The 20,628-nt window shown below is 50.4% G+C and carries 16 protein-coding genes; 10 read left to right on the forward strand and 6 right to left on the reverse strand.

Features of this window, described 5'->3' with window-relative positions; all coding sequences use genetic code 11:
• Nucleotides 1–153 precede the first annotated feature (153 nt).
• Nucleotides 154–552, reverse strand: coding sequence for a VOC family protein (locus ACJJIE_RS01280; RefSeq protein WP_282932009.1), 399 nt, complete (start codon nucleotides 550–552; stop codon nucleotides 154–156).
• A gap of 364 nt (nucleotides 553–916) precedes the next feature.
• Between ACJJIE_RS01280 and ACJJIE_RS01285 the strand changes: the two genes are divergently transcribed.
• The 3 genes from ACJJIE_RS01285 to ACJJIE_RS01295 are packed head-to-tail and all read left to right on the forward strand — an operon-like array spanning nucleotide 917 to nucleotide 3,796.
• On the forward strand, nucleotides 917–1,993 hold the full coding sequence (locus tag ACJJIE_RS01285) for a bile salt hydrolase (protein WP_444893264.1): 1,077 nt from the start codon (nucleotides 917–919) through the stop codon (nucleotides 1,991–1,993).
• Nucleotides 1,994–2,024: 31 nt separating this feature from the next.
• Nucleotides 2,025–2,897, forward strand: a complete 873-nt coding sequence (locus ACJJIE_RS01290; protein WP_282932011.1) for a GNAT family N-acetyltransferase — start codon at nucleotides 2,025–2,027, stop codon at nucleotides 2,895–2,897.
• Entirely contained in the window at nucleotides 2,897–3,796 is a 900-nt protein-coding gene (locus ACJJIE_RS01295) for a polysaccharide deacetylase family protein (RefSeq protein ID WP_444893265.1), read from the forward strand. The genes ACJJIE_RS01290 and ACJJIE_RS01295 overlap by 1 nt, the downstream gene beginning before the upstream one ends.
• A gap of 301 nt (nucleotides 3,797–4,097) precedes the next feature.
• Here ACJJIE_RS01295 and ACJJIE_RS01300 read toward each other — a convergent pair whose 3' ends face one another.
• A complete protein-coding gene (locus ACJJIE_RS01300) occupies nucleotides 4,098–5,570 on the reverse strand; it encodes an aminoacyl-histidine dipeptidase (RefSeq protein WP_444893266.1) in 1,473 nt (490 codons plus the stop codon).
• 124 nt (nucleotides 5,571–5,694) lie between these two features.
• Complete coding sequence (locus ACJJIE_RS01305) at nucleotides 5,695–7,662, reverse strand: VacB/RNase II family 3'-5' exoribonuclease (RefSeq protein WP_444893267.1); 1,968 nt, start codon at nucleotides 7,660–7,662, stop codon at nucleotides 5,695–5,697.
• 519 nt (nucleotides 7,663–8,181) lie between these two features.
• On the opposite strand from ACJJIE_RS01305, the gene ACJJIE_RS01310 reads away from it, so the two are divergent.
• Together ACJJIE_RS01310 and ACJJIE_RS01315 are read left to right on the forward strand one after the other, a co-directional pair.
• The gene (locus tag ACJJIE_RS01310; protein WP_444893268.1) at nucleotides 8,182–9,270 is read left to right on the forward strand and encodes a Glu/Leu/Phe/Val dehydrogenase dimerization domain-containing protein; all 1,089 of its coding nucleotides are present in this window, start codon (nucleotides 8,182–8,184) and stop codon (nucleotides 9,268–9,270) included.
• Between the two features lie 218 nt (nucleotides 9,271–9,488).
• A complete protein-coding gene (locus ACJJIE_RS01315; RefSeq protein WP_444893269.1) occupies nucleotides 9,489–12,305 on the forward strand; it encodes a M16 family metallopeptidase in 2,817 nt (938 codons plus the stop codon).
• Nucleotides 12,306–12,347: 42 nt separating this feature from the next.
• On the opposite strand, the gene ACJJIE_RS01320 is transcribed toward ACJJIE_RS01315, so the two are convergent.
• A complete protein-coding gene (locus tag ACJJIE_RS01320) occupies nucleotides 12,348–12,959 on the reverse strand; it encodes a glutathione S-transferase family protein (RefSeq protein WP_282932017.1) in 612 nt (203 codons plus the stop codon).
• A gap of 90 nt (nucleotides 12,960–13,049) precedes the next feature.
• On the opposite strand from ACJJIE_RS01320, the gene ACJJIE_RS01325 reads away from it, so the two are divergent.
• Nucleotides 13,050–14,414 carry a metal-dependent hydrolase family protein gene (locus tag ACJJIE_RS01325; protein ID WP_282932018.1) on the forward strand — a complete coding sequence of 455 codons (1,365 nt, stop codon included), beginning with the start codon at nucleotides 13,050–13,052 and terminating at the stop codon, nucleotides 14,412–14,414.
• 184 nt (nucleotides 14,415–14,598) lie between these two features.
• On the opposite strand, the gene ACJJIE_RS01330 is transcribed toward ACJJIE_RS01325, so the two are convergent.
• Nucleotides 14,599–15,309 carry an SIMPL domain-containing protein gene (locus ACJJIE_RS01330; protein WP_444893270.1) on the reverse strand — a complete coding sequence of 237 codons (711 nt, stop codon included), beginning with the start codon at nucleotides 15,307–15,309 and terminating at the stop codon, nucleotides 14,599–14,601.
• 161 nt (nucleotides 15,310–15,470) lie between these two features.
• Nucleotides 15,471–16,637 carry an aminotransferase class V-fold PLP-dependent enzyme gene (locus ACJJIE_RS01335; protein WP_444893271.1) on the reverse strand — a complete coding sequence of 389 codons (1,167 nt, stop codon included), beginning with the start codon at nucleotides 16,635–16,637 and terminating at the stop codon, nucleotides 15,471–15,473.
• A 75-nt stretch (nucleotides 16,638–16,712) separates the two neighbouring features.
• Between ACJJIE_RS01335 and ACJJIE_RS01340 the strand changes: the two genes are divergently transcribed.
• The 4 genes from ACJJIE_RS01340 (at nucleotide 16,713) to ACJJIE_RS01355 (ending at nucleotide 20,542) form a co-directional block, all read left to right on the forward strand.
• Nucleotides 16,713–17,153 carry a VOC family protein gene (locus ACJJIE_RS01340; RefSeq protein ID WP_444893272.1) on the forward strand — a complete coding sequence of 147 codons (441 nt, stop codon included), beginning with the start codon at nucleotides 16,713–16,715 and terminating at the stop codon, nucleotides 17,151–17,153.
• Between the two features lie 56 nt (nucleotides 17,154–17,209).
• The gene (locus ACJJIE_RS01345) at nucleotides 17,210–18,313 is read left to right on the forward strand and encodes a hypothetical protein (RefSeq protein WP_444893273.1); all 1,104 of its coding nucleotides are present in this window, start codon (nucleotides 17,210–17,212) and stop codon (nucleotides 18,311–18,313) included.
• A 2-nt stretch (nucleotides 18,314–18,315) separates the two neighbouring features.
• Nucleotides 18,316–18,981, forward strand: coding sequence for a GntR family transcriptional regulator (locus tag ACJJIE_RS01350; RefSeq protein WP_282932023.1), 666 nt, complete (start codon nucleotides 18,316–18,318; stop codon nucleotides 18,979–18,981).
• Between the two features lie 211 nt (nucleotides 18,982–19,192).
• Nucleotides 19,193–20,542: an aspartate aminotransferase family protein gene (locus tag ACJJIE_RS01355; RefSeq protein WP_282932024.1), complete on the forward strand. Its 1,350-nt coding sequence runs from the start codon at nucleotides 19,193–19,195 to the stop codon at nucleotides 20,540–20,542.
• The last annotated feature ends 86 nt before the right edge of the window (nucleotides 20,543–20,628 follow it).

The following is a 20,628-nucleotide window of genomic DNA, read 5'->3' on the forward strand; positions in this document are numbered from 1 at the left end:
GATTGGGAGGGGAAAAGCCGCTTCGTGGTTCTTTTCTTAAATTACTTGTCGGAAGTTATTTCATCGCGGTTAAGGGGGGAGACTAGCGAAGGTGAAGATCTGTTGTTGCTTACACCGCACTCTATGGGGGAATCAGAAGCGACAGGTTAAAATTTACTCTACGGTTTCTTTTTGTAGTTCAACTAAAATAAATTCGTTGCCGTAGAGATCTTCAAAGTGGGCAAACTCTGCACCCCCTTCAGAAGTGGGTGGCTTGCTGAAGTGAACGCCATTTTTTGCAAGTTTTTTATATTCTCTGTCAAAATTATCTGTATAAATAACGGCACAAGGCTGCCCTGTAGTTTGTGCTCCCACTTTCTTTTGCTGGCTTTCAGAAGTTGCCTGAAGTAACCATATACCCATATCTTTTTGTGCCGGAAGTCGAATATGAACAAATCGATGCGGTGCTGCTTGAGAGTCAATAAATACTTCAAACCCCAATTTGTCACGATAAAAGGCAATAGCTTCTTCATAGTTGTTGACTAGGATTACCAGTCTGCCAATTGAGTTCATTAGGGGCTCCGTGATTGGCCTTATTGCTACTTCGATAAGAGGGATTATTTCTTTTTGGTTAATAGGTGTACAGTTTTTCAAATAGTTTTTATTTGAGTAGCCTATACCAAAATGAATGCTTTTAGCGTGAAGCTGATTAGCTGTAAAAGTTTACTGAAGTTACAAGATATTTGAACTGTACATGTTGAAAGCGGTGTCAGTTTCTGGGCCTTTACGCCAAGGTTGCCAAGTATTGGAATGAAAGACAGTCTCACCATTGTTGGCCATCTATGATGGAAACCGGACTTTCTATTGTTTATAGCCGATTACAGTGACTGTAAACGATCAGTATATTAATTAATGATTTTGAGGGATGGTTGGCAAAGTGAAAAGGATTTCATGTTTTTCTAAAGCTATAAACTCCGTTATGGTTTTTGTTGTTGTAGTGCTGTGCCTACTCGAGCCCAGGTCTTCGATTGCTTGTACCCGAATACTCTATGAAACTGGTGATAAGACCTATATTACTGCCCGTAGCATGGACTGGAGTGATACCGATGCAGCTATGGCATTTTGGGTTTTCCCTCAGGGGATGGAGCGCAATGGTGGCTTAGGCCCAAAATCTATTACTTGGACATCGAAGTTTGGCTCAATTGTTATCAGCATTTACGATGCAGCTACAACTGATGGGCTCAATGAAAAGGGCCTCGTAGGCAACCTTTTATACTTGGCTGAGGCAGATTATGGGAGTGCTGCCGATAGGGGTAAGCCGACTATCTCTGTTGGGGCCTGGTTGCAATACATCCTGGATAACTACGCAACGGTTAATGCTGCGGTAAAGGGGTTAAAGAGTGATCCATACACCGTGGTTGGCGCAGATCTTCCCAATGGGAGACCCGCAAGTGCGCATATTGCAATTTCAGATCCCAGCGGTGATTCCGCTATTTTTGAATATCTTGACGGTGTGCTAAAGATCCATCACGGTAAGCAGTTTACGGTAATGACTAATTCACCACCTTATGATCAGCAGCTGGCAATCAACTCCTATTGGAATTCAATTGGAGGCCAAAACTTTCTACCGGGTACAATTAGTGCGGCGGACAGGTTTGTACGGGCGAGTTATGCTTTAAAAACATCACCAGAATATAAAAAGTATCGCGATGCATTAGCATCCGCATTCTCCCAAATTCGTGCTGTCAGCGTGCCGCTGGGAATGGATGATCCCGATAAACCCAATATAGCCTCAACATTGTGGCGGTCGGTTATTGATCAAAAAAGTAGCCGCTACTATTTCGACTCTGTTATTAGTCCATCAGTAATTTGGCTGGATATGGATAGTGTTGCTATTGAGCCGGGATCTAAAGTAATGACAATGAAATTAGATACTCCAATGGATACTGGTGGGGAAGTGGCATCTAAGTTGAGTCCTTCAGAACCCTTTAAGTTCCTCGCTCCAGGTAGCTGAATAAATACGATAACGAGAAGAGTCTAAGTCAATGCATGAATCATTTACTGTTCGGGAGATGACACGTAAAGAAGTGGAATTACTGGTTGACTGGGCTGCACTTGAAGGCTGGAATCCGGGGTTGCACGATGCAGAAATTTTCTGGAAAACAGATCCAGAAGCTTACATTGCGGCGGAAGTTCGGGGTGACTTGATCGGAGGAGGGGCAATTACTGCGTACGGTGATGATTTCGGTTTTATGGGATTCTTTATCGTTAGGCCTGAATTCAGAGGTCATGGGTTTGGTAACAGGCTTTGGTATATCCGACGGGACCGCTTAAAAACCCGGTTGAGGCCTGATGCAAGCATCGGTATGGATGGGGTATTTGCGATGCAGGATTACTATGGCCGCGGCGGTTTTAACTTCTCCCATCGGAATCTCCGTTATCGAGTCGAACTTTCTGCTTTTGAGGGTGTGAGTGCTCAATGCCCTGATGAAATTATCCCGCTTAGTGAAGTTTCTTTGGATCAAATAATTGCTTACGACAGGACCTGCTTTCCCGCAAGTAGACGGGTATTTCTGAAAGCATGGATTTCCCAGCCAGAGGCTCTGAGTTTGGGCTATGTCCAATTTGGAAGTCTTTGTGGCTATGGTGTAATCAGGCGTTGCCGCAATGGATGTAAAGTCGGTCCTCTGTTTGCAAATAGCTATAAAGTGGCAGATATGTTGTTGAAGCGACTGGTCTCATTTGCAGATGATGGACCTATCTTTCTGGATGTGCCGGAAAATAATCCTGCGGCTATGTCGCTGGCCAAGCACTATGGAATGGAGGAAGTTTTTGGCTGCGCAAGGATGTACCTGGGGCCAATGCCGGATATTGCGCGGGATCGAATTTTTGGTGTAACGACATTTGAGCTGGGTTGATGCACACGAGAAATCTGGAGGGTTATGCTGGGCGCCCGCCTCATCCCCGCTGGCCTGATCAGGCCCGCATTGCAATTCAGTTTGTCTTGAATTTAGAGGAGGGATCAGAATCCACCAAGCTAAACGGCGATACCCAATCTGAATCTTACCTGCATGAACTTCCTGGCAGGCCTGCACGGGTTGGAGGGCGGGATTTCAGTGTAGAGAGTATGTATGAGTATGGTTCTCGCGCTGGCGTCTGGCGGCTTCTCGATATCTTTAATACTTGCAACGTACCTTTAACAGTTTTTGCTACCGGTCAGGCGTTAGAGCTTAATCCGGTTTTAGCGCTGGCCCTGGTTGAAGCGGGACATGAGATTGCTGGCCATGGATACCGGTGGATTGATTATAAAGATACTCCTAAGAGTCGAGAGAAACACGATATTCAGCTCACCGTTAAGATAATCGAGCAGCTAACGGCTAGGCCTCCGTTTGGGTGGTATACAGGTCGGGTAAGCTCCCATACTCGATCATTGGTACGGGAAATTGATGGATTACTGTATACGTCAGATTCCTACAGTGATGATTTACCATTTTGGGAACAGAAATCAGATTCACTGTTGGTGATTCCCTACACCTTGGTGAATAACGATATTCAGTACCTGCTGCCCAGTGGGTGCACGACTGCCGATGATTTCTTTTTATTGCTAAAAGGTGCTTTCGATCAGCTTTGGCGGGAAGGGAGCGTGAGTCCTAAGTTGATGAGTGTTGGACTACATGGGCGAGTCAGCGGCCACCCTGCCAGGGCTGCTGGAGTTTATCGTTTCTTGAAATATATCCAGGGATTCGAACCCATTTGGATTTGTCGCCGCAAAGAGGTAGCGCAACATTGGATCTCCAATTTTTCTACCGTTAGATAACTTGGGCGGTAGCTTTCCAGATTATTTTTGTGTGGAAAATGTAGGCCTTCTGTATCTCCGTAAATTTTCCTCTGTTATAGCAAACGTTCCTGCTCTGAGGCTTTTGCACCAAGTGAATAACTCTCCTTCATTTTCCCAGGGCACCTGTGGAATTAAGAAATATTAAAATAGCCCAGTGGCTCTCTAACAATAGCTAGAAAGTAGTTTTTAGTGTGATTGATAGGTTGGGTGTAGTAATCGGAGGGCGGCGTGGAGAGGCAAGGTGTCGGGCCTCGGGGTAAGCCGAGGCCCGATTGGGCGATTAGTCGCGAGTGGGAATTGCCTGGACCACTTTAATAAAGTAATCCCAGAAATTGGCGACACTCTGGATATGTACCTTCTCTTCAGGAGAGTGAGCGCGGCGAATAGTTGGGCCAAAGGAAACCATATCCCAGTTGGGGTAGGGCTTGGCCAGCAATCCGCACTCCAGGCCGGCGTGAATGACTTTTACTTCAGCTTCCTCGCCAGTCATATCTTTATAGACATCCTTCATCATCGCCAGCAGCGGTGAATCGGGATTTGGTGTCCAGCCAGGGTAGTCGTTGTCCAGTGTTGTTTCTGCACCTGCCAGCTGGAAGGTGGCGGCGACATTGAGGCCGTGTTGGTCGCGGGCACTGTCAGAGAGGCTGCGTACAAGACATTGGATTTTTACTCGATGCTCACCGTTCTCCTCCATTGTTACAACACGGGCCAGGTTGTTGGATGACTCAGCAATGCCTTCGAGAGCAGTGCTCATTCGCTCAACACCATTGGGGCAGCAGCGGATTGCGCGAATAAGGGTCAATTGGCTATCTGCGTCCAGGGTGTTGGCTGGAGTTTCGGTAGCTTCCAGGGTGATATCTAGTGCCGCTTCGTTGTCCAGTTCACGGGCAATTTGAGCGCTTTCGCTTCTTACAATTTCCTGTACTTTATCGACCGCTACTGAAGGCACAACCAGGGTTGTGAAGGATTCGCGGGGAATCGCATTGCGCAGGCTACCGCCATCCAGGCTGGCAATACGCAGCTCGGGGACCTGGGTTAGAGCGGCGTGGATAATGCGGTTTGCGATCTTGTTGGCATTGCCCCGGCCTTTGTCGATATCCAAGCCTGAATGCCCGCCACGGAGACCGCGAACAGAGAGTTTTACTGCTTCGGCACCGGGCAGGATCGCTTCTGGCGTATAGGGCAGGCTGACATTGACGTCGACACCGCCGGCACAGCCGATATACAGCTCGCCTTCATCTTCAGTATCCAGGTTGAGGAGCAGGTCAGCTTCAAAATAGCCAGGCTTAAGATTCTTGGCGCCGGTCATGCCCGCTTCTTCGTCAATTGTCAGCAGGGCTTCCAAGGCGGGGTGGGGAATATCAGTAGATTCCATCAGGGCCAGGATTGCGGCAACACCAATACCATTGTCTGCGCCGAGCGTGGTGCCTTCCGCAGTTACCCAGTCTCCATCCACGTAGGGTTTGATTGAGTCGGTGAGAAAGTCGTGCTCAGTGTCGGCATTCTTCTGTGGCACCATATCCACATGGCTCTGCAAGGCCAGTGTCTTGCGGTTTTCCATCCCTGGAGTGGCCGGCTTCTTGATAACAATATTGCCGATTTCATCCAGCTGAACGCCTAGGCCGCGTGCTTTAGCGAAGTTAACGATATGCTCCACTACGCGGTCTTCATGCTTGGATGGGCGTGGAATTTCACAGAGCTTGGAAAAGTGTGCCCACAGTGGAGTTGGGTTCAATTCAGCAATATTGCTCATGAGTGGCCTCGATTTATTCTATTGGTGCCGGAGCTATAAGCTAGCTGGCCGATCAAAGGCGGTGGGCTTTGGCCCCCGGCAGGAAAGCCCGGCGAGCGCCGGGCTTGGGTAAATGTGCAGGAATTTATTTTTGAGCCGCGTCGGCTGCTTCAGTTTTTTCAGCGTTCAGTTCAAAGGCGATGCGTCGTTTGTCTACATCGACAGACGCAACTTTAACTGAAACTTCCTGTTCTAGGTGGAAGCGTTTTTCATTGTGCGTAAGAACCAGGTGCTTGCCATCGAAGGCGGGCAGATTCTTCTTGTCGCCATTCATGCGCACAAAGCCGTCAATACCAAAGTCGTCGAGTCGCACGCCGATGCCAGCGCCGTTTACCAGCGTAATTTTCCCTGTAAACTCCTGACCAACTTTCTTCTCGATAAATTGAGCGTAGAGCCATTGTTCCAGGGCTCGGTTGGCCTGGCGACCGCGAATCAGGCTTTCCTGCAGGGATTCAATTTTATCATCGGCCAGGGCGGAGGCTTTCTCTCCCTGCGCAGCAGCACGCAGAGCGCGGTGATTGTGCAGGTCGTTGTACTTGCGAATTGGAGAGGTGACGGTGGCGTAGGCCTCGAGGCCCAGTCCCAGGTGAGCCCCTACCTTGTTATCGAGCTGGCCCGGGCGCAGCATACGCTTGAGCACGGCGAGCAGGTTCTTCATCTGCGGCTCTTCATGGTTTTCCAGGTGCTTAACCAGTGCAAGGTAATGCTCCAGTTGCCCCAGATCGGCCTCTGCATGCTCAGGCAGCAGTTCTTTCAGCAGGCTGCGAACTTCTCCCATGCGCTCTTCGCGGAAGCCCAAATGAACAGAGAAGCAGCCCTGCTCAATCTCGGCGAGTTTGCCACCCATACTGATATTGGTAGCGAGCATGGCTTCCTCGACCATTCGCTGAGCGATATTGCGTTCCTGCTTTTCGATACGCTCGATCTTGCGCTGATCGTTCAAGCGGATTTCATAGTCCGGGCGATCTTCCATTGCCAGTGAGTGGCTGGCACGGTATGCGGCGCGCGCTTCGTAGATCGCCGCCAAATTACGCAGACTGTCCTGTTGCTCCTGGGGCACGGCGGAGTCGTCACCCTCAATAAAGCGGCTGACTTGTTCATAGCTCAGTTTGTGCTGGGAGCGAATAGCGGCAAATTCATAGCGGCTATTGCCAATGGTGCCATCGCTATCGATATCGATATGGATCACCAGGGCGGGGCGCAGCTCGCCGGGAACCAGGGAGAACAGGTTCTCACACAGGTTGCGTGGCAGCATAGGTAGGGTTTCGCCTGGTAAATACTGGCTGTGGGCCCGATTAAACGCCTCTTTATCCAGGGGGCTGTTCTCATCAATTAGCGACGATGGGTCTGCAATAGCAATGTGCAGGGTCCAGCCCCCGTCACGGCTGCTTACGGCCAGAGCGTCGTCCATATCGCGAGTGGTTTCTGCATCGATAGTTGCGAAGCCCAGCTCGGAAAGTTCGGTGCGCTCACCGGTAACTGTTGTCAGTTTCTCCGCAATTGTGTCCGCCTGCTTTTGTGCAGCGGCACCAAATTGCTCAGGTAGCTTGAATTGGGCGACAACATAGGCGTGTTCGATACCGGGCATATCGGGCTTGCCGATAACGGTTTCCACCTTGGCCTGGGCTCTGCCGTCTTTAAATGGATGGCGGTTTACTTTGCAGGCAATAAACTCTCCCGGCTGGGCCTTGCCGCGAGCCTTGGGAGGGAGAAAAATCCAGCGGGACAGGCCATTTTGCGTGGGCTGGATAAAGTGGCCCTGGCCGCGCTGTACATACTGGCCAACAAGGTAGTCGAGCTGGCTGTCGATCAATGCATCGAGCTCTGCCGCGAGTTTACCCTTGTTCTCTTCGGAGAGACTTACTCGAACCCGGTCACCGGGAAATACACGCTCCATTTCATTGGGAGGTAGGAAGGCTTCCCTCCCGTCATCCAACTCAACGAAGCCAAACTTGCCGTTACTGCCGCGAACCCGGCCTTCGGCAAACTCCTTACTGGAGCGAATATCTGTTTTCAGTTGCGAAAGTTGTTTTAGAGCGTCGGCATTCAGCATCGAGTTTATCTCTATGGGTCGATTTGGGCGCGGATTCTACCAGACCATGCGCAGAGGATGTAACGCGCTTAGGCGGTGGAAATGATCTTAGTTGTCAGTGTTGTGAGGTTTTCAAAAATTTTTGAAAAAATAGACATGTTAAGGAAGGCTTCAAAAGGTGGTTCTTTGCCAGAAGATTTATACAGGAATCGTGTTCTCTTGAGGGGCAGTTATAGGAAATTTATGCGAGAGCCGCCAGCGGTAGGAGAGGGTCCGGTATTCAATACCAATTGATGGAGAAATAAGAGCGTAGAGCTAGCCGCCTGGATTAATGACTGGGCGGCCCAAGTTATTCCGGGGTGAATGCCCATCCTAAAACTGTGCTTCTAGTGTGATGCTTTAGCTATTGCAAGGCTCATGTGTGCAAAATATGCAAACTTTGTCTGTGGAAGCTGGATATAATCTTATTCCAGATAAAAACAGATAAGGGCTGTGGTTGTTCCCCAGCTGTAGAACCGGCCTTCCGGAGAGGAACAGTTAATGAGTATTTTTTCCCATTCCGCCTACGATAAACACGAACAAGTGGCGTTTTACCAAGATGCAAAGAGTGGCTTGAAGGCCATTATCGCGGTACACAATACGAATTTGGGTCCTTCACTGGGTGGCTGCCGCATGTGGCCCTACGCCGACGATGGCGAGGCCCTGAATGATGTTCTTCGCCTTTCCCGTGGTATGACTTATAAGTCTGCGATGGCTGGTCTCAAGTTGGGTGGTGGCAAAGCCGTAATTATTGGTGATCCGCGCAAGGAAAAGACCCCTGAGTTACTGCGCGCTATGGGTGAGTTTATTAATACCCTGGGCGGCCGCTATATCACCGCTGAAGATTCCGGCACAAGTGTGTCTGATATGAGTGTTATCGGTGAGACAACCGAGTTTGTTTCCGGCCTGTTTGCGGGCTCCGAGTATGGTGGTGATCCTTCCCCTTCGACTGCTTACGGTGTGTTTGTTGGCCTGAAAGCTGCGGTAGAACACCGCTGGGGCAAGACTGACCTGACCGGCTTAAAAGTCTCTATTCAAGGCGTGGGCAACGTCGGTTTCCGCCTGGGTAAACTATTGAAGGATGCCGGTGCGGAACTGTTTGTCACCGATATTTTCCAAGACAATATAGATCGTGCGGTTACCGAGCTGGGTGCCATAGCCGTAACTGCCGACGAGATCTTTGACCTGGACGTAGATCTGTTTGCCCCCTGTGCGATGGGTGCAATTCTTAACGATGACACCATCAGCCGTTTGAAGGTTCAGGCGATCGCTGGCGCGGCTAACAACCAGTTGGCGGAAGAGCGCCATGCTGAAGTGCTTCGCGAGAAAGGTATTTTGTACGCACCGGACTATGTCATTAATGCTGGCGGTATTATCGATGTTTACTACCAGCAGAAAGGCGATTACGACGCTGCAGAAGTGCGCGCTCATATCGAAGAGATTGGCAGCACGATGAAAGAAGTGTTCGAGCGTGCCGATGAAACCGGCCAGACCACTGCTCACGTAGCGGACCGGGTTGCCGAGGAGCGCTTTGGTCACCATACGGTTGTAGGCGAGGCCGAAGATAAGTCTGGTACTGTGGCAGCGTAATGTTTTCAGCGCAGGAGTAGAGCTGGTGACCTGATTCCTTGGGCGATTGTCATCTCGCTTCTCTCTGTGATGTATTGATTTGGGCACTTCGGTGCCCATTTTTTTGCCTGGAATATTTGCTAAATTGCGGTTGGTAAAAGGTTTTGCTGACACTCTGGAGGAAAGCTGGCCTAAACTTGCCATCCTGAAATTGCGGTTTTTTAAAAGGGAGTGACAATATGGACTTGCGTCCGCTACTTATCAGCGTTGCCATCGCTATTACTGGCCTTACCGCTTGCGGAAAGTCTACCGATGATACGCCTCATGCGCTTTCGGTGGATAAGGAAGCAGCAGCCAGTAGTAAGGCTGCTGCATCCGATAAAGAGGCGTATGTCCCGCCACCCAAGTTGGAGATTCCTTTCCATAAGGAAGTATTGCCCAATGGCTTGACGGTGATTGTGCATGAAGACCACAAAGCCCCCGTTGTTTCTACCAATCTCTGGTACAAAGTAGGCTCTAAGGATGAGCCGCCAGGTAAAACCGGATTTGCTCATTTATTTGAGCACTTGATGTTTAACGGTAGCGAAAACTTCCCAGGGGAATATTTCGAACCCTTCCAGCGCTCTGGGGCTACCGATATGAATGGCACCACCAGCAATGACCGCACCAATTATTTTGTCACCGTGCCCAAAGGCGCCCTGGATATGGCGCTGTGGATGGAGTCCGACCGAATGGGGCATTTTAAAGGTGCAATTACCCAGGAGGTTTTGGATGAGCAGCGCGGTGTTGTAAAGAATGAAAAGCGCCAGGGGGAGAATGCACCTTATGGCAAAGCGTTCGATATTATTGCCAAGAGCACCTTCCCCAAAGGGCACCCCTATTCGTGGACGCCGATTGGCTCGATGGAGGACCTGAATAACGCCAGTCTTGAAGATGTCAAAAAATGGTTTGAGGACCATTATCAGCCCGCTAATGCCGTTTTGGTAATTGCGGGTGATGTTACGGTCAAAGATGCGATGGCCAAGGTGCGCAAATATTTTGGTGATATCCCGAGCACAGGAGTGCAACCGCGCATTAAGAATTGGGAACTACCCACCCAAGTGAAAAAGAGGGAGGTGGTTTACGACCAGGTGCCCCAAACGCGAATTTACAAGGTTTGGAATGTGCCCGCAGTGGGTAGCGAAGTGGAAGACGCGCTGGAATTAATGACTTCCCTTCTCGCCAATAGAAAAAACTCTCTTCTTTACCGCCGTTTGGTTCGCGATGAGCAAGTGGCCACCAGTGTCAGCGCTTTTTATTACGGCCGTCAGCTTGCAGGGCAGTTGATGATTATCATCGACGTGAAACCCGGGCAGTCTGTAGAAAAAGTTGAAGATTTACTGAATAAAGAATTAAAGCAATTTGCAAAAAATGGTGTGAATGCGGATGAGCTGCGCCGGGTTAAACAGAGTGAGTTTGCCGGGTTGGTAAAGGGATTGGAAAAAACCGGTGGTTTTGGTGGTAAGAGTGACATTCTTGCCCAGTCGGAGTTTTATTTCGGCGATCCTGGGGCCTTGATAGAAGGCGTGGAGGATTATGCAAAAGTATCCGCTCTCGAAGTTCAGGAAGTGGCTGAGCAGTGGTTGAAAGAGGACTCCTACACCTTAATTATGGAGCCGAAGCAGAAGTATACGGCAGCGGCGGAGGGTGCTGACCGCAGCAAGCTCCCCGAGGTAGACAAAAATGTAGAGCTGGAACTGCCAAAACAAAAAGAATTTACTCTCAAAAATGGATTAAAGGTTGTTCTGGCCGAACGCCACGATACTCCCGTTGTACTGATGAATCTACAATTTCGCAGTGGCGCCTCCGCAGATAAAAATAAGCCGGGTCTGGCTTCAGTTGCGGCGCAAATGCTGAACGAAGGTGCGGGTGATCTGGATAGCCTGGAATTTAGCTCTCGCTCAGAAGAGCTTGGTGTAAACATTGGTGGTGGTAGTGGCCTTGATTATAACAATATCAGTATGAGTGCCCTTAAGACTCAACTGGAGCCATCGCTGGAGTTATTTGAGAAGGTGGTTACTGAACCTCGTTTCCCAGAGTCCGATCTGGAGCGGGTTAAGTCCAATCGCCTGGATGCAATAGCCCAGGAAAAAGCCCAGCCTCAGGGCTTGGCCATGCGTGAACTGCCGCCGCTGCTATTTGGAGAAAACCACCCTTATGGCTCTCCCCTGACGGGATCGGGTACTCCCGAGGGTATTAAGTCCATAACCCGTGAGGATCTCGTTAACTTCCAGAAAACCTGGGTGCGCCCGGATAATGCAACCCTGACGATCGTGGGGGATGTTACTGAAAAAGAAATTGAACCTCTGCTAAACGAAACGCTCGGCAAGTGGACTGCTCCTAAGTCAGAGCTTCCCAAAATTGAAGTTGCCAAGGTGCCTCGTCCGGAAAAGGCCCGAGTTTATTTGCTCGATCGCCCTGGCGCACAACAGAGCTACATCATGGCCGGTCTGCTGATGCCGCCTTGGCAGCCGCAGGGCGCTGAAGCTTTTGATGCGATGACAAATATTATTGCCGGAAAGTTTACGTCCAGGGTCAATATGAATCTTCGTGAGAACAAGCATTGGTCCTATGGTGCCCGCGCGGTTTCCCTGGATACTGAAGGGCAGCGTCCCTATATTCTCTTTGCTCCTGTGCAAACTGATAAAACAGCTCCAGCCATTAAAGAATTGGTAAAAGAGTATGAGGAGTATTTAGGGGAGCGCCCTATTACTGCGAAAGAGCTTGAGGACTACCAGAATGATGAAGTCCTGAAGCAAAGTGCTCGATTCCAGACCAAAGGGCAGTTGCTTTCCAGTATTAATTGGCAGGTGGAGAAGGGGCTTCCAGAGGAATATATTGCCGAATACCCACAGCGGGTTTCAGCACTGAATAAGGAAAAAGTGGAGGCCTCCGCGAAGGAGTATCTTGCGCCAGATCAATTCACCTGGGTGATTGTTGGGGATCTAAGTAAGATTAAAGGCGAGGTTGAAGCCTTGGATATTGGCCCCGTTGAGGTGCTTCCTGCAAAGGACTGACTGAAATTATTTCCCCGCCCTGTTTGGGCGGGGAAATAAGGTTTAAGCTTTAAAACTGGGGCGCTCTTTAAGTTGTTCACGCCAGCGGACTACGTGGGGGTGCTCTTCAGTATTGGGTCGTAAGTCCTGAATCTTTCCGAAGTCCATGCAGGTCACCATGGCAATATCTGCTACGGAGAAGTAGTCTTCAACCAAGTATTGATGATCTGATAAATGATCGTTAAGGATGCCAATAAATTTCATGGCCTCCTTGCCGCAGTCCTTCCCAAACTCTGGATAAACGTTCATCCGGTCTTTAAAGAAACCAGTTACATGCTGAAAATTCATAGCAATGTGATACATCATGTTGAAATCAGCACGACGATTCCACATTTCAACCTGAGCCTTTTCTTTTGCATTTCTGCCAAATAGAGGGGGCTCTGGATGTAGTTCTTCAATATATCGTTGAATGGCGGCTGATTCGGAAATATGTGTGCCGTCCTCAAGCTCCAGTAAAGGAACTTTTTTCAAAATATTCTTATTCCCATACTCTGCTGTAAGGTTTTCCCCTTTAGCGATATCTACTGTTACATATTCGATATCCACACCTTTTTCTGCCATAAACATGCGAACACGTCGACAGTTTGGTGCTGCTGCGAACTCATAGATTTTCATAGAGGCTTCCTCTCGCCTGGGTAATTGCGTAGATTGTGCGATCTTGGTAAAGGACGTTAAGAATCTAAAAGAGATCTACTGGGGACGACAATGACAACAAAGACCAACCGAAGCTACTTTGTCAACCGCGCAGCCGCCGTGGCTTTGTCGGTATTTGCTGGGCTTTTTAGTTTACAGGCTGGGGCCGAGAGCATCGCAATTTACGCTGGCAAATTATTTGATAGCAGTAATGGAAAATTATTGGAAGACCGCACCATTCATATTGTCGATGGGCGGGTTGAGTCAGTACAGAAGGGGTTTGCCAAGCGCGATCGAGAGCGCTTGGTTGACTTGAGAGAATATACGGTATTGCCAGGTTTGATGGATATGCACAGCCATCTCACTTACGAGTTTGGGCCGCGTGCTTATATGGAGTCTTTCAGCTGGAATACTGCCGATTTTACCTTGCGCGGCGTGGATGCTGCACATCGCACTCTGCAGGCTGGATTCACCACGATTCGAAATCTTGGTGATCACGACAATGTGACTGTGAGTTTACGTAATGCAATCAACAAAGGCCTGGTGGAAGGTCCGCGTATTTATACGGCGGCAAAGACAATCGCAACTACCGGTGGGCACGCTGACCCCACCAATGGGCTCAGGCAGGACTTGATGGGAAACCCTGGCCCGGTGGATGGTGTTATTGATGGGCCGATCAGCGCGCGCAAAGCGATTCGTCAGCGCTATAAGGACGGCGCTGACTTGATCAAGATCACCGCGACTGGTGGAGTCTTGAGTGTGGCAAAGAGCGGCCAGAACCCACAATTTATGCAGGATGAGCTGGAGGCAATTGTTGAGGCTGCTAAGGACTATGGTTTCACAGTTGCAGTACATGCCCACGGTAAGGAGGGAATGATTCGCGCAATTCGTGCTGGAGTGGACTCCATTGAGCACGGCACCTATATGGATAATGAAGTGATGGACCTGATGCGCCGTAACAACACCTGGTTTGTGCCGACTTTAATGGCTGGTGAGTGGGTGACAGAAAAATCGGCAATTGAAGGCTTCCTGCCAGACCTGGTGCGCCCGAAAGCCGCGACTATGGGGCCTTTGATGCAGGATACTTTCAGCCGCGCTCACAAGCGCGGAGTAAAAATTGCGTTTGGAACCGATACCGGTGTTACCCGTCACGGCGATAATGCCCGTGAATTCTTACTGATGGTACAGGGGGGAATGAGCCCGGCAGATGCACTGCGTTCAGCGACTTGGAATGCAGCCCAACTACTGCAAGTACAGGATGAGCTGGGCAGCATTAGCGAGGGCAAGATAGCTGATATTATCGCTGTGGCTGGAAATCCCCTGGAAGATATTTCGGAAATGCAACGGGTTCTGTTTGTAATGAAAGAAGGCGTTATTTACAAAGAGTCCAGCGAGTTGCCAAGTGATGTGTTTCTTGAGCAAGATATCAGCGGTTAGCCTGTAGAGAAGAACGGCAGTGAAACAGCAAGGCTGTTGGTGCTGTTTCACTGCTGACAAGACATTAGCTACTGCGGGGCAGCAGGGAAGAATCGAAATGCGCTGTGAATATATTCAAGCCCTGAATGGCCCCAAGCGCCGTGTATCCTTCCTGCCTCCGTATGTGAGTAGCTATTGCTCCGTATTAGTCCTCGAGTTCGTATACCAGATCCAGATTGACGGTAAGAGTGGTTTCTCCCGGTGAAATGGGGGTGGAAGCACTGTCTTTCATGGCCGCCATTTCAGTGCGGTACATGGGGCGTGGCATACCGCCGTTGCCATTTTCTGAAATACTGACAATGCGACGCACTTTTGTACCCAGCGCTTTGGCGTACATTTCTGCACGTTCTTGGGCATCTTCAAGGGCTTTTTCCCGAGCTTTGGCTTGAACTGGAGCAGGTTCACCAATTTCGAAGCTCGGACCGTTGATCTGGTTGGCTCCAGCGGCAGTAAGATTGTCCAAGACCTTGCCGAGTTCATCCAGTTTGCGAACCTTCACGCTGACGGTATTTCGCGCGGTGTAACCAGTGATTCGGGGTTTTTTGTTTTGCTGGTACTGGTAGCGCGGAGACAGGTTAACGCCTGTGGTTTGAATATCTTTCTTGTTGATACCCGATTTTTTGATGGCGGCCATCAAAGACTCCATCTGATTGGCGTTATCGCGCATTGCCTGTTTGCTGTCCTCTGACTCGGTTACCACTCCGACAGAAATTTTTGCGATATCAGGAACCTGACTTGCCTCCCCCCGTGCAGCGATGGATACCATGGTCCCCCGGTCTTCTGGAGCCCGCTCGTTACCACAGGCGGTGGCGAGCAGGGCGAGAAGGGAAATTACTGAAATTTTTACTGCTTTCATAACGCTTCCTTATCCATTGAGTGCTGATTGTTGCGACGAAAATGGCGCCATTATTTTATAGATTGAATCCTGAACCGCAGCTGAGCCGGTGTGCCTTTTAGGTGTTAAATATGCTCTAGCGGCGGTGGTAAAAATCACTCTGTCCTCTTAGCTCTGAAGCTTTAAGAGTTAAAAACCTGCTGGTAAGTTTCATCCTTATCGTGATAGATGGCGAACCCCAGCCTGAGAAACTGTTGTCGCCGATCACACAGAACTGCTCGAGCCTTGAGCTCTTCCTGAACCCTCTGTGAGACTTCTGGTTGTGAGCAGTCAAATGTGAAAAAGTGGCCGTGACCTTCTTCCAGATCATGACAAATCAAGTTGTTGCGATTCAAGATGGGATGGTCTGAGTTATCCATGCTACTCAGGAACCGGGTTTGCGCATTGAGAACATAGCTGTGTATTTTCTCGATGGTAATGCCTTCGCGATGGAATAAATCGAAAATAGCCAGGGCTTTGTAGAGTGTTGAATAGTCCATGGTCGCCCCAGCAAAGCGCAGCCAATTGTCGCTATATCCCACTTCGCCAGAGCGATTCTCCAGCTCCGCCATTTCTGCGAACCAGCCAGTATTAAGGGGGCGCAGTGTGCAGTTCGCAGGAATTGTCATAAAGCACAGGCCTTCGCCGGCGCCTAGGTACTTGTATGATCCTGCTGTAAAAAAAACCTTGTCTGCAATGGTTGAAAGATCGATTGGGCGAGCAAAAAAACCGTGATATCCATCGATAACGAATTGTGTGTCATGCGGTTTCTGTGCCGCAACCTCCAGCAGCCGAGGAAATACCACACCGGAGTCAAAAAATACCAGGCTGGCATAGGCCAGATGGTATTCATTTTTATGTAGCTCGGTCTCAAATCTTTCTGCCAGGGTGGCGTAGGGTTCTTTAGCAACTCTCGTTACCTCTACTTGAGGAAGCTCTTCCAGACGTTGTAATTGGCGAGTAAAACTGTAGAACTCTCCGTCTGTAGTGAGAATGCGCAATGGTTTACTGGGATCGAATGAACTCAGTAGCCGATACACTAGTTCATGGGTATTTGGGGCTATAGCGATCAAGTCTGCCCTGGGTAGGTTGAGGGATTTTGCGATCGCCGCTTGCCATGAGGGTATCTTCTCCTCAAAAATTGGCCCCCATTTTTCATCGGCCAGAAGTGCTGAATCGCGCCAGTACTGCTGTACTGCATCAAGGGTAACATCGGGCCAGTAGTGGTGGGAGTGGCAAGCCATGTGCAGCATGGAAGAGGGACTGCCACTGGGCGCCTGAAGGAACTCGCGATAGAATTTTTTATACATATGCGTTTAGCTTTAAAAAGCCGATTTATTTGTTATGGGCTGATTGTAGAGCTTGGCAACAAGAAGGAGTAGAGGGTGAAGTACTTACATACCATGGTTCGCGTAACCAATCTGGATGAATCTCTGGCGTTTTACTGTGAAAAGCTGGGCCTGCAGGTCGTTAGTCGAAATGATTATGATAAAGGGCGTTTTACCCTAGTGTATCTCGCAGCCCCCGAGGATCTTGAAGCGGCCAGGGAGAATAAGGCCCCGACATTGGAACTCACTTACAATTGGGACCCGGAAAGCTACACTGGCGGGCGGAATTTTGGACACCTGGCATATCGGGTAAATGATATTTACGGGGTGTGCCAGCGTATGATGGATCAGGGAGTGGTTATCAACAGACCCCCGAGAGACGGCCATATGGCATTTCTTCGCTCCCCAGATGGGATTTCCATTGAGTTGCTGCAAAGTGGAGAGCCTCTCCCGCCACAGGAGCCCTGGATGTCTATGGAAAATCAGGGTGAGTGGTAGTCCGGGATAGTTGAAATCTGAGATAAACTCTGACGGCTAAGAAAAAGAGAAAGTGAGTGAAAAATACCAGTTGTATTCTACTGGCCGGAGAGACGGCTGCGCGGCGCATACGTGAAGAGGGGTTGTCCCAGAGACAATTTTCGACGCTGGTCGGCGCTTCCGGCGGTCCCAAGTGGCTGGTGATTAGCCAGTTGGATCGGGTATTGATGGGGGAGTTCTTCAAGGAGCGGAGCGAGCCAATTGTCACCTTGGGATCATCTATCGGTAGTTTTCGCAACATGTGTTACGCAATGGCAGAGCCGCTGTCAGCACTTGAGCGACTAGAGCATCACTACATCTACCAAGCCTACTCTGACAAACCCTCCCCTGAAGAGATTACTGCCGGCGGTCGCAAGATGCTGCAGGCAGTGTTGGGTGCTAAAGGTGCGCGCGAGGTCGTGGAAAATCCCATTTGGCACAGCCACTTTGTGGCGGCCAGGGGCAGGGGGCCACTGGCCAGTGAAAACAAGGCGCTGTTGGCGCCGGCATTACTCGCCTCGGCACTGGCAAATGCTGTATCTCGCAACAGCCTGAGCGCTTTTTGGGAGCGGGTGGTTTTTCATTCGCAAGAGTCGGCAGGCATTCATTTCCAGAATCTGAGCACCGAAAATATTCCGCTGACCGAGCAAAATACCTGTGCTGCTGTACTGGCCAGTGGCTGTATCCCTTTGGTTATGACAGGGGTGCAGACACCGGAGGGAGCTCCACAGGGTAATTATCGCGATGGCGGTATCACCGATTACCACTTTGATCTGCGCTTCCGCCACCCCCAGGGCCTAGTGCTCTACCCGCACTTTTTCCCCTATATGGTGCCCGGCTGGTTTGATAAAGGGCTCTCTTGGCGACGGGTTCGCGGAGATGCCATGCAATCCACTCTGGTCGTGGCTCCTTCGCCCAAATTTGTTGCCTCCTTGCCCTATGGAAAAATTCCAGACCGCAATGATTTCTACAAGCTCGACCGTGAAGACCGTTTGAAGTACTGGGGGCGGGTGGTTGATCTCAGTCGCCGGGTGGCAGATGATTTTTATGAAATTTGGCAAAGTGGTCGGGCGGCTGAACATTTAATTGAGGTGGGTGCGGAGGATGTCCCTCATATGTTGGAGCAGGTCAGGGCAGCATAGGTATGGTGCAGGAATTTAACAGTCCCCAGGAAGAGTACCGCACAACCCAGGAGAGGGTTTATTTTCAGGTGCGGGATGCCATTCTGCGGGGAAAGTTTTTGCCGGGTAGGGCGATTACTATCCGGGGTCTGGCCTCGGAGCTTAATTGCAGTCCAATGCCGGTTCGCGAAGCGTTGCGTCGCCTGACCTCAGAGCGGGCCCTTGAGCTGTCAGATACCCGCCGGGTCAGGGTGCCGACAATGACCCCGGAAAAACTGGCAGAGATCTGTGCCGCTCGTGTGGCCCTGGAGTGTCAGGCCGCTGAACAGGCCCTGCCATTGGTCGGGGATGCTGAATTAGCGCAACTTCGGGAGCTGGATGAACGTGTAACAGAAGCTCTCGCTCAGAAAGACATCGAGCGCTATGTAACCACTAATCTGGAATTTCACTTTACCCTTTATCGCCTGGGGCAGCCCCATATCATCCTGTCCCTGATCGAGAGCCTGTGGCTACAGACAGCTCCCCTCCAGCACTTGGTTTTCCAGCGCTTTGGCGTGCAGGAGTTGCCAGACCGGCATCAAGATCTGCTCGAGGCTATTGCCAGTAAAGATGAGTTGAAGGTGCGCAAAGCCATTCAGCAGGATATTGAAGAGGGGCTCGGCTCTATCTCTGCAGAGGAGCTGCTGTAGCGGCTCCTCCCCCCCCAGTTGACTATTTAGTTTCCACTTTTTCTCCTCGCACTGGCGCAATTTGACCTTATGTTTTCGGTAAGGGCAGATAGACCTTGCGCTTCTGTCGATGGCCCCACTAGAATGTGATCACAAATTAGTGGTAACGATTTGGCCTTTTGAGCCCGATTGGTGGGCGCTGAGCAAGGCCTGTGAAAGCCAGGAGAGAAATATGAACAAGACTGAGCTGCAGCAACACGACCGTGAGCACCTGCTACACCCATTTACTGACTTCCATGACTTGGGCCAGCAGGGGACCCGTGTGATTACCAGCGCCGAGGGCGCGTACATCACGGATATTGATGGCAACAAAATGCTTGATGGCATGTCAGGCCTCTGGTGTTGCAACCTCGGCTACAGCCGCAAAGAAATCAGCAATGCGATCTACGAGCAGCTGAACACCCTGCCTTTCTATAACAGCTTCTTCCAGTGCACTACGGTGCCCTCGATTGAACTCGCCGACGCCCTGGCTGAAGTGACCCCGGCGCATATGAACAATGTGTTCTTCACTGGTTCCGGTTCCGAGGCAAATGATACTAACCTGCGCTTGATCCGCCGTTTCTGGGATATCCAGGAAAAGCCGGAGAAGCGCATCGTTATTTCCCGTAAGAATGGCTATCACGGCTCTACCATTGCCGGTGCCAGCCTGGGTGGTATGAGCGGTATGCACAAGCAATTCCAGCCGCTCGACTACATTGAGTACGTACAGCAGCCCTACTGGTTTGGTGAGGGTGGCGATATGTCTCCGGAGGAGTTTGGTATCCAAGCGGCTCGCAGCCTGGATGAGAAAATCCAGGAGCTGGGCCCGGATAATGTTGCGGCGTTTATCGCTGAGCCAATCCAGGGTGCTGGCGGGGTAATTATCCCGCCGGAAACCTACTGGCCGGAAGTCAAGAAGGTGCTGGACCAGTACGACATCCTGCTGGTGATGGATGAAGTGATTTTTGGTTTCGGTCGTACCGGTGAGTGGTTCGGTGCCGACTATTACGGCATGAAGCCCGACCTGATGACTTTCGCCAAAGCAGTAACCAATGGTTACTTCCCCCTGGGCGGTACCATGGTGAGTGATCGTGTCGCTGAGGTGATCAAAACCAAAGGTGGCGAGTTTACCCACGGTTACACCTACTCCGCGCACCCGGCTGCCTGTATGGCAGGTCTGGCCACTATCAATATTCTGCGCAACGAGAAGATTATTGAGAATGTCCGCGATGTAACCGGCCCCTACCTGTCCAAGCGCTGGGCTGAACTGGCGGAGCACCCGATCGTTGGTGAAACCCGCAGTCTGGGTATGGTCGGTGCCTTGGAGCTGGTAAAAGATAAGGCCAGCCGCGCTCGTTTTGATGATGACTGCACCGCTGGTGCGGTATGTCGTGACCTGAGTATCAAGCACGGTTTGGTGATGCGCGCCGTTGGCGATGCCATGGTTATCGCACCACCACTGATTATGACCACTGAACAGGTCGATGAGCTGGTAGAAAAAGCGCACCGCGCCCTGGACGACACTGCTAAAGCACTGGCGTAACATAGCGGCAAGATACTCTGTTGCAGAGGCGGTCTGATACCCCGTTTTCCATAGTTTGAGTGGAAAAGCGGTGTTGGGCCGTCTCT

This window comes from Microbulbifer maximicatervae (SeqCode) (genome assembly GCF_052467325.1).

Excerpts from the sequence above, each read along its gene's own strand:
- ACJJIE_RS01330 (WP_444893270.1), bottom strand. The coding sequence starts at position 15,309 with ATGAAAGCAGTAAAAATTTCAGTAATTTCCCTTCTCGCCCTGCTCGCC.
- ACJJIE_RS01320 (WP_282932017.1), bottom strand. The coding sequence starts at position 12,959 with ATGAAAATCTATGAGTTCGCAGCAGCACCAAACTGTCGACGTGTTCGC.
- ACJJIE_RS01355 (WP_282932024.1), top strand. The coding sequence starts at position 19,193 with ATGAACAAGACTGAGCTGCAGCAACACGACCGTGAGCACCTGCTACAC.
- ACJJIE_RS01325 (WP_282932018.1), top strand. The coding sequence starts at position 13,050 with ATGACAACAAAGACCAACCGAAGCTACTTTGTCAACCGCGCAGCCGCC.
- ACJJIE_RS01315 (WP_444893269.1), top strand. The coding sequence starts at position 9,489 with ATGGACTTGCGTCCGCTACTTATCAGCGTTGCCATCGCTATTACTGGC.
- ACJJIE_RS01335 (WP_444893271.1), bottom strand. The coding sequence starts at position 16,637 with ATGTATAAAAAATTCTATCGCGAGTTCCTTCAGGCGCCCAGTGGCAGT.
- ACJJIE_RS01290 (WP_282932011.1), top strand. The coding sequence starts at position 2,025 with ATGCATGAATCATTTACTGTTCGGGAGATGACACGTAAAGAAGTGGAA.
- ACJJIE_RS01280 (WP_282932009.1), bottom strand. The coding sequence starts at position 552 with ATGAACTCAATTGGCAGACTGGTAATCCTAGTCAACAACTATGAAGAA.
- ACJJIE_RS01350 (WP_282932023.1), top strand. The coding sequence starts at position 18,316 with ATGGTGCAGGAATTTAACAGTCCCCAGGAAGAGTACCGCACAACCCAG.
- ACJJIE_RS01300 (WP_444893266.1), bottom strand. The coding sequence starts at position 5,570 with ATGAGCAATATTGCTGAATTGAACCCAACTCCACTGTGGGCACACTTT.
- ACJJIE_RS01310 (WP_444893268.1), top strand. The coding sequence starts at position 8,182 with ATGAGTATTTTTTCCCATTCCGCCTACGATAAACACGAACAAGTGGCG.
- ACJJIE_RS01305 (WP_444893267.1), bottom strand. The coding sequence starts at position 7,662 with ATGCTGAATGCCGACGCTCTAAAACAACTTTCGCAACTGAAAACAGAT.
- ACJJIE_RS01295 (WP_444893265.1), top strand. The coding sequence starts at position 2,897 with ATGCACACGAGAAATCTGGAGGGTTATGCTGGGCGCCCGCCTCATCCC.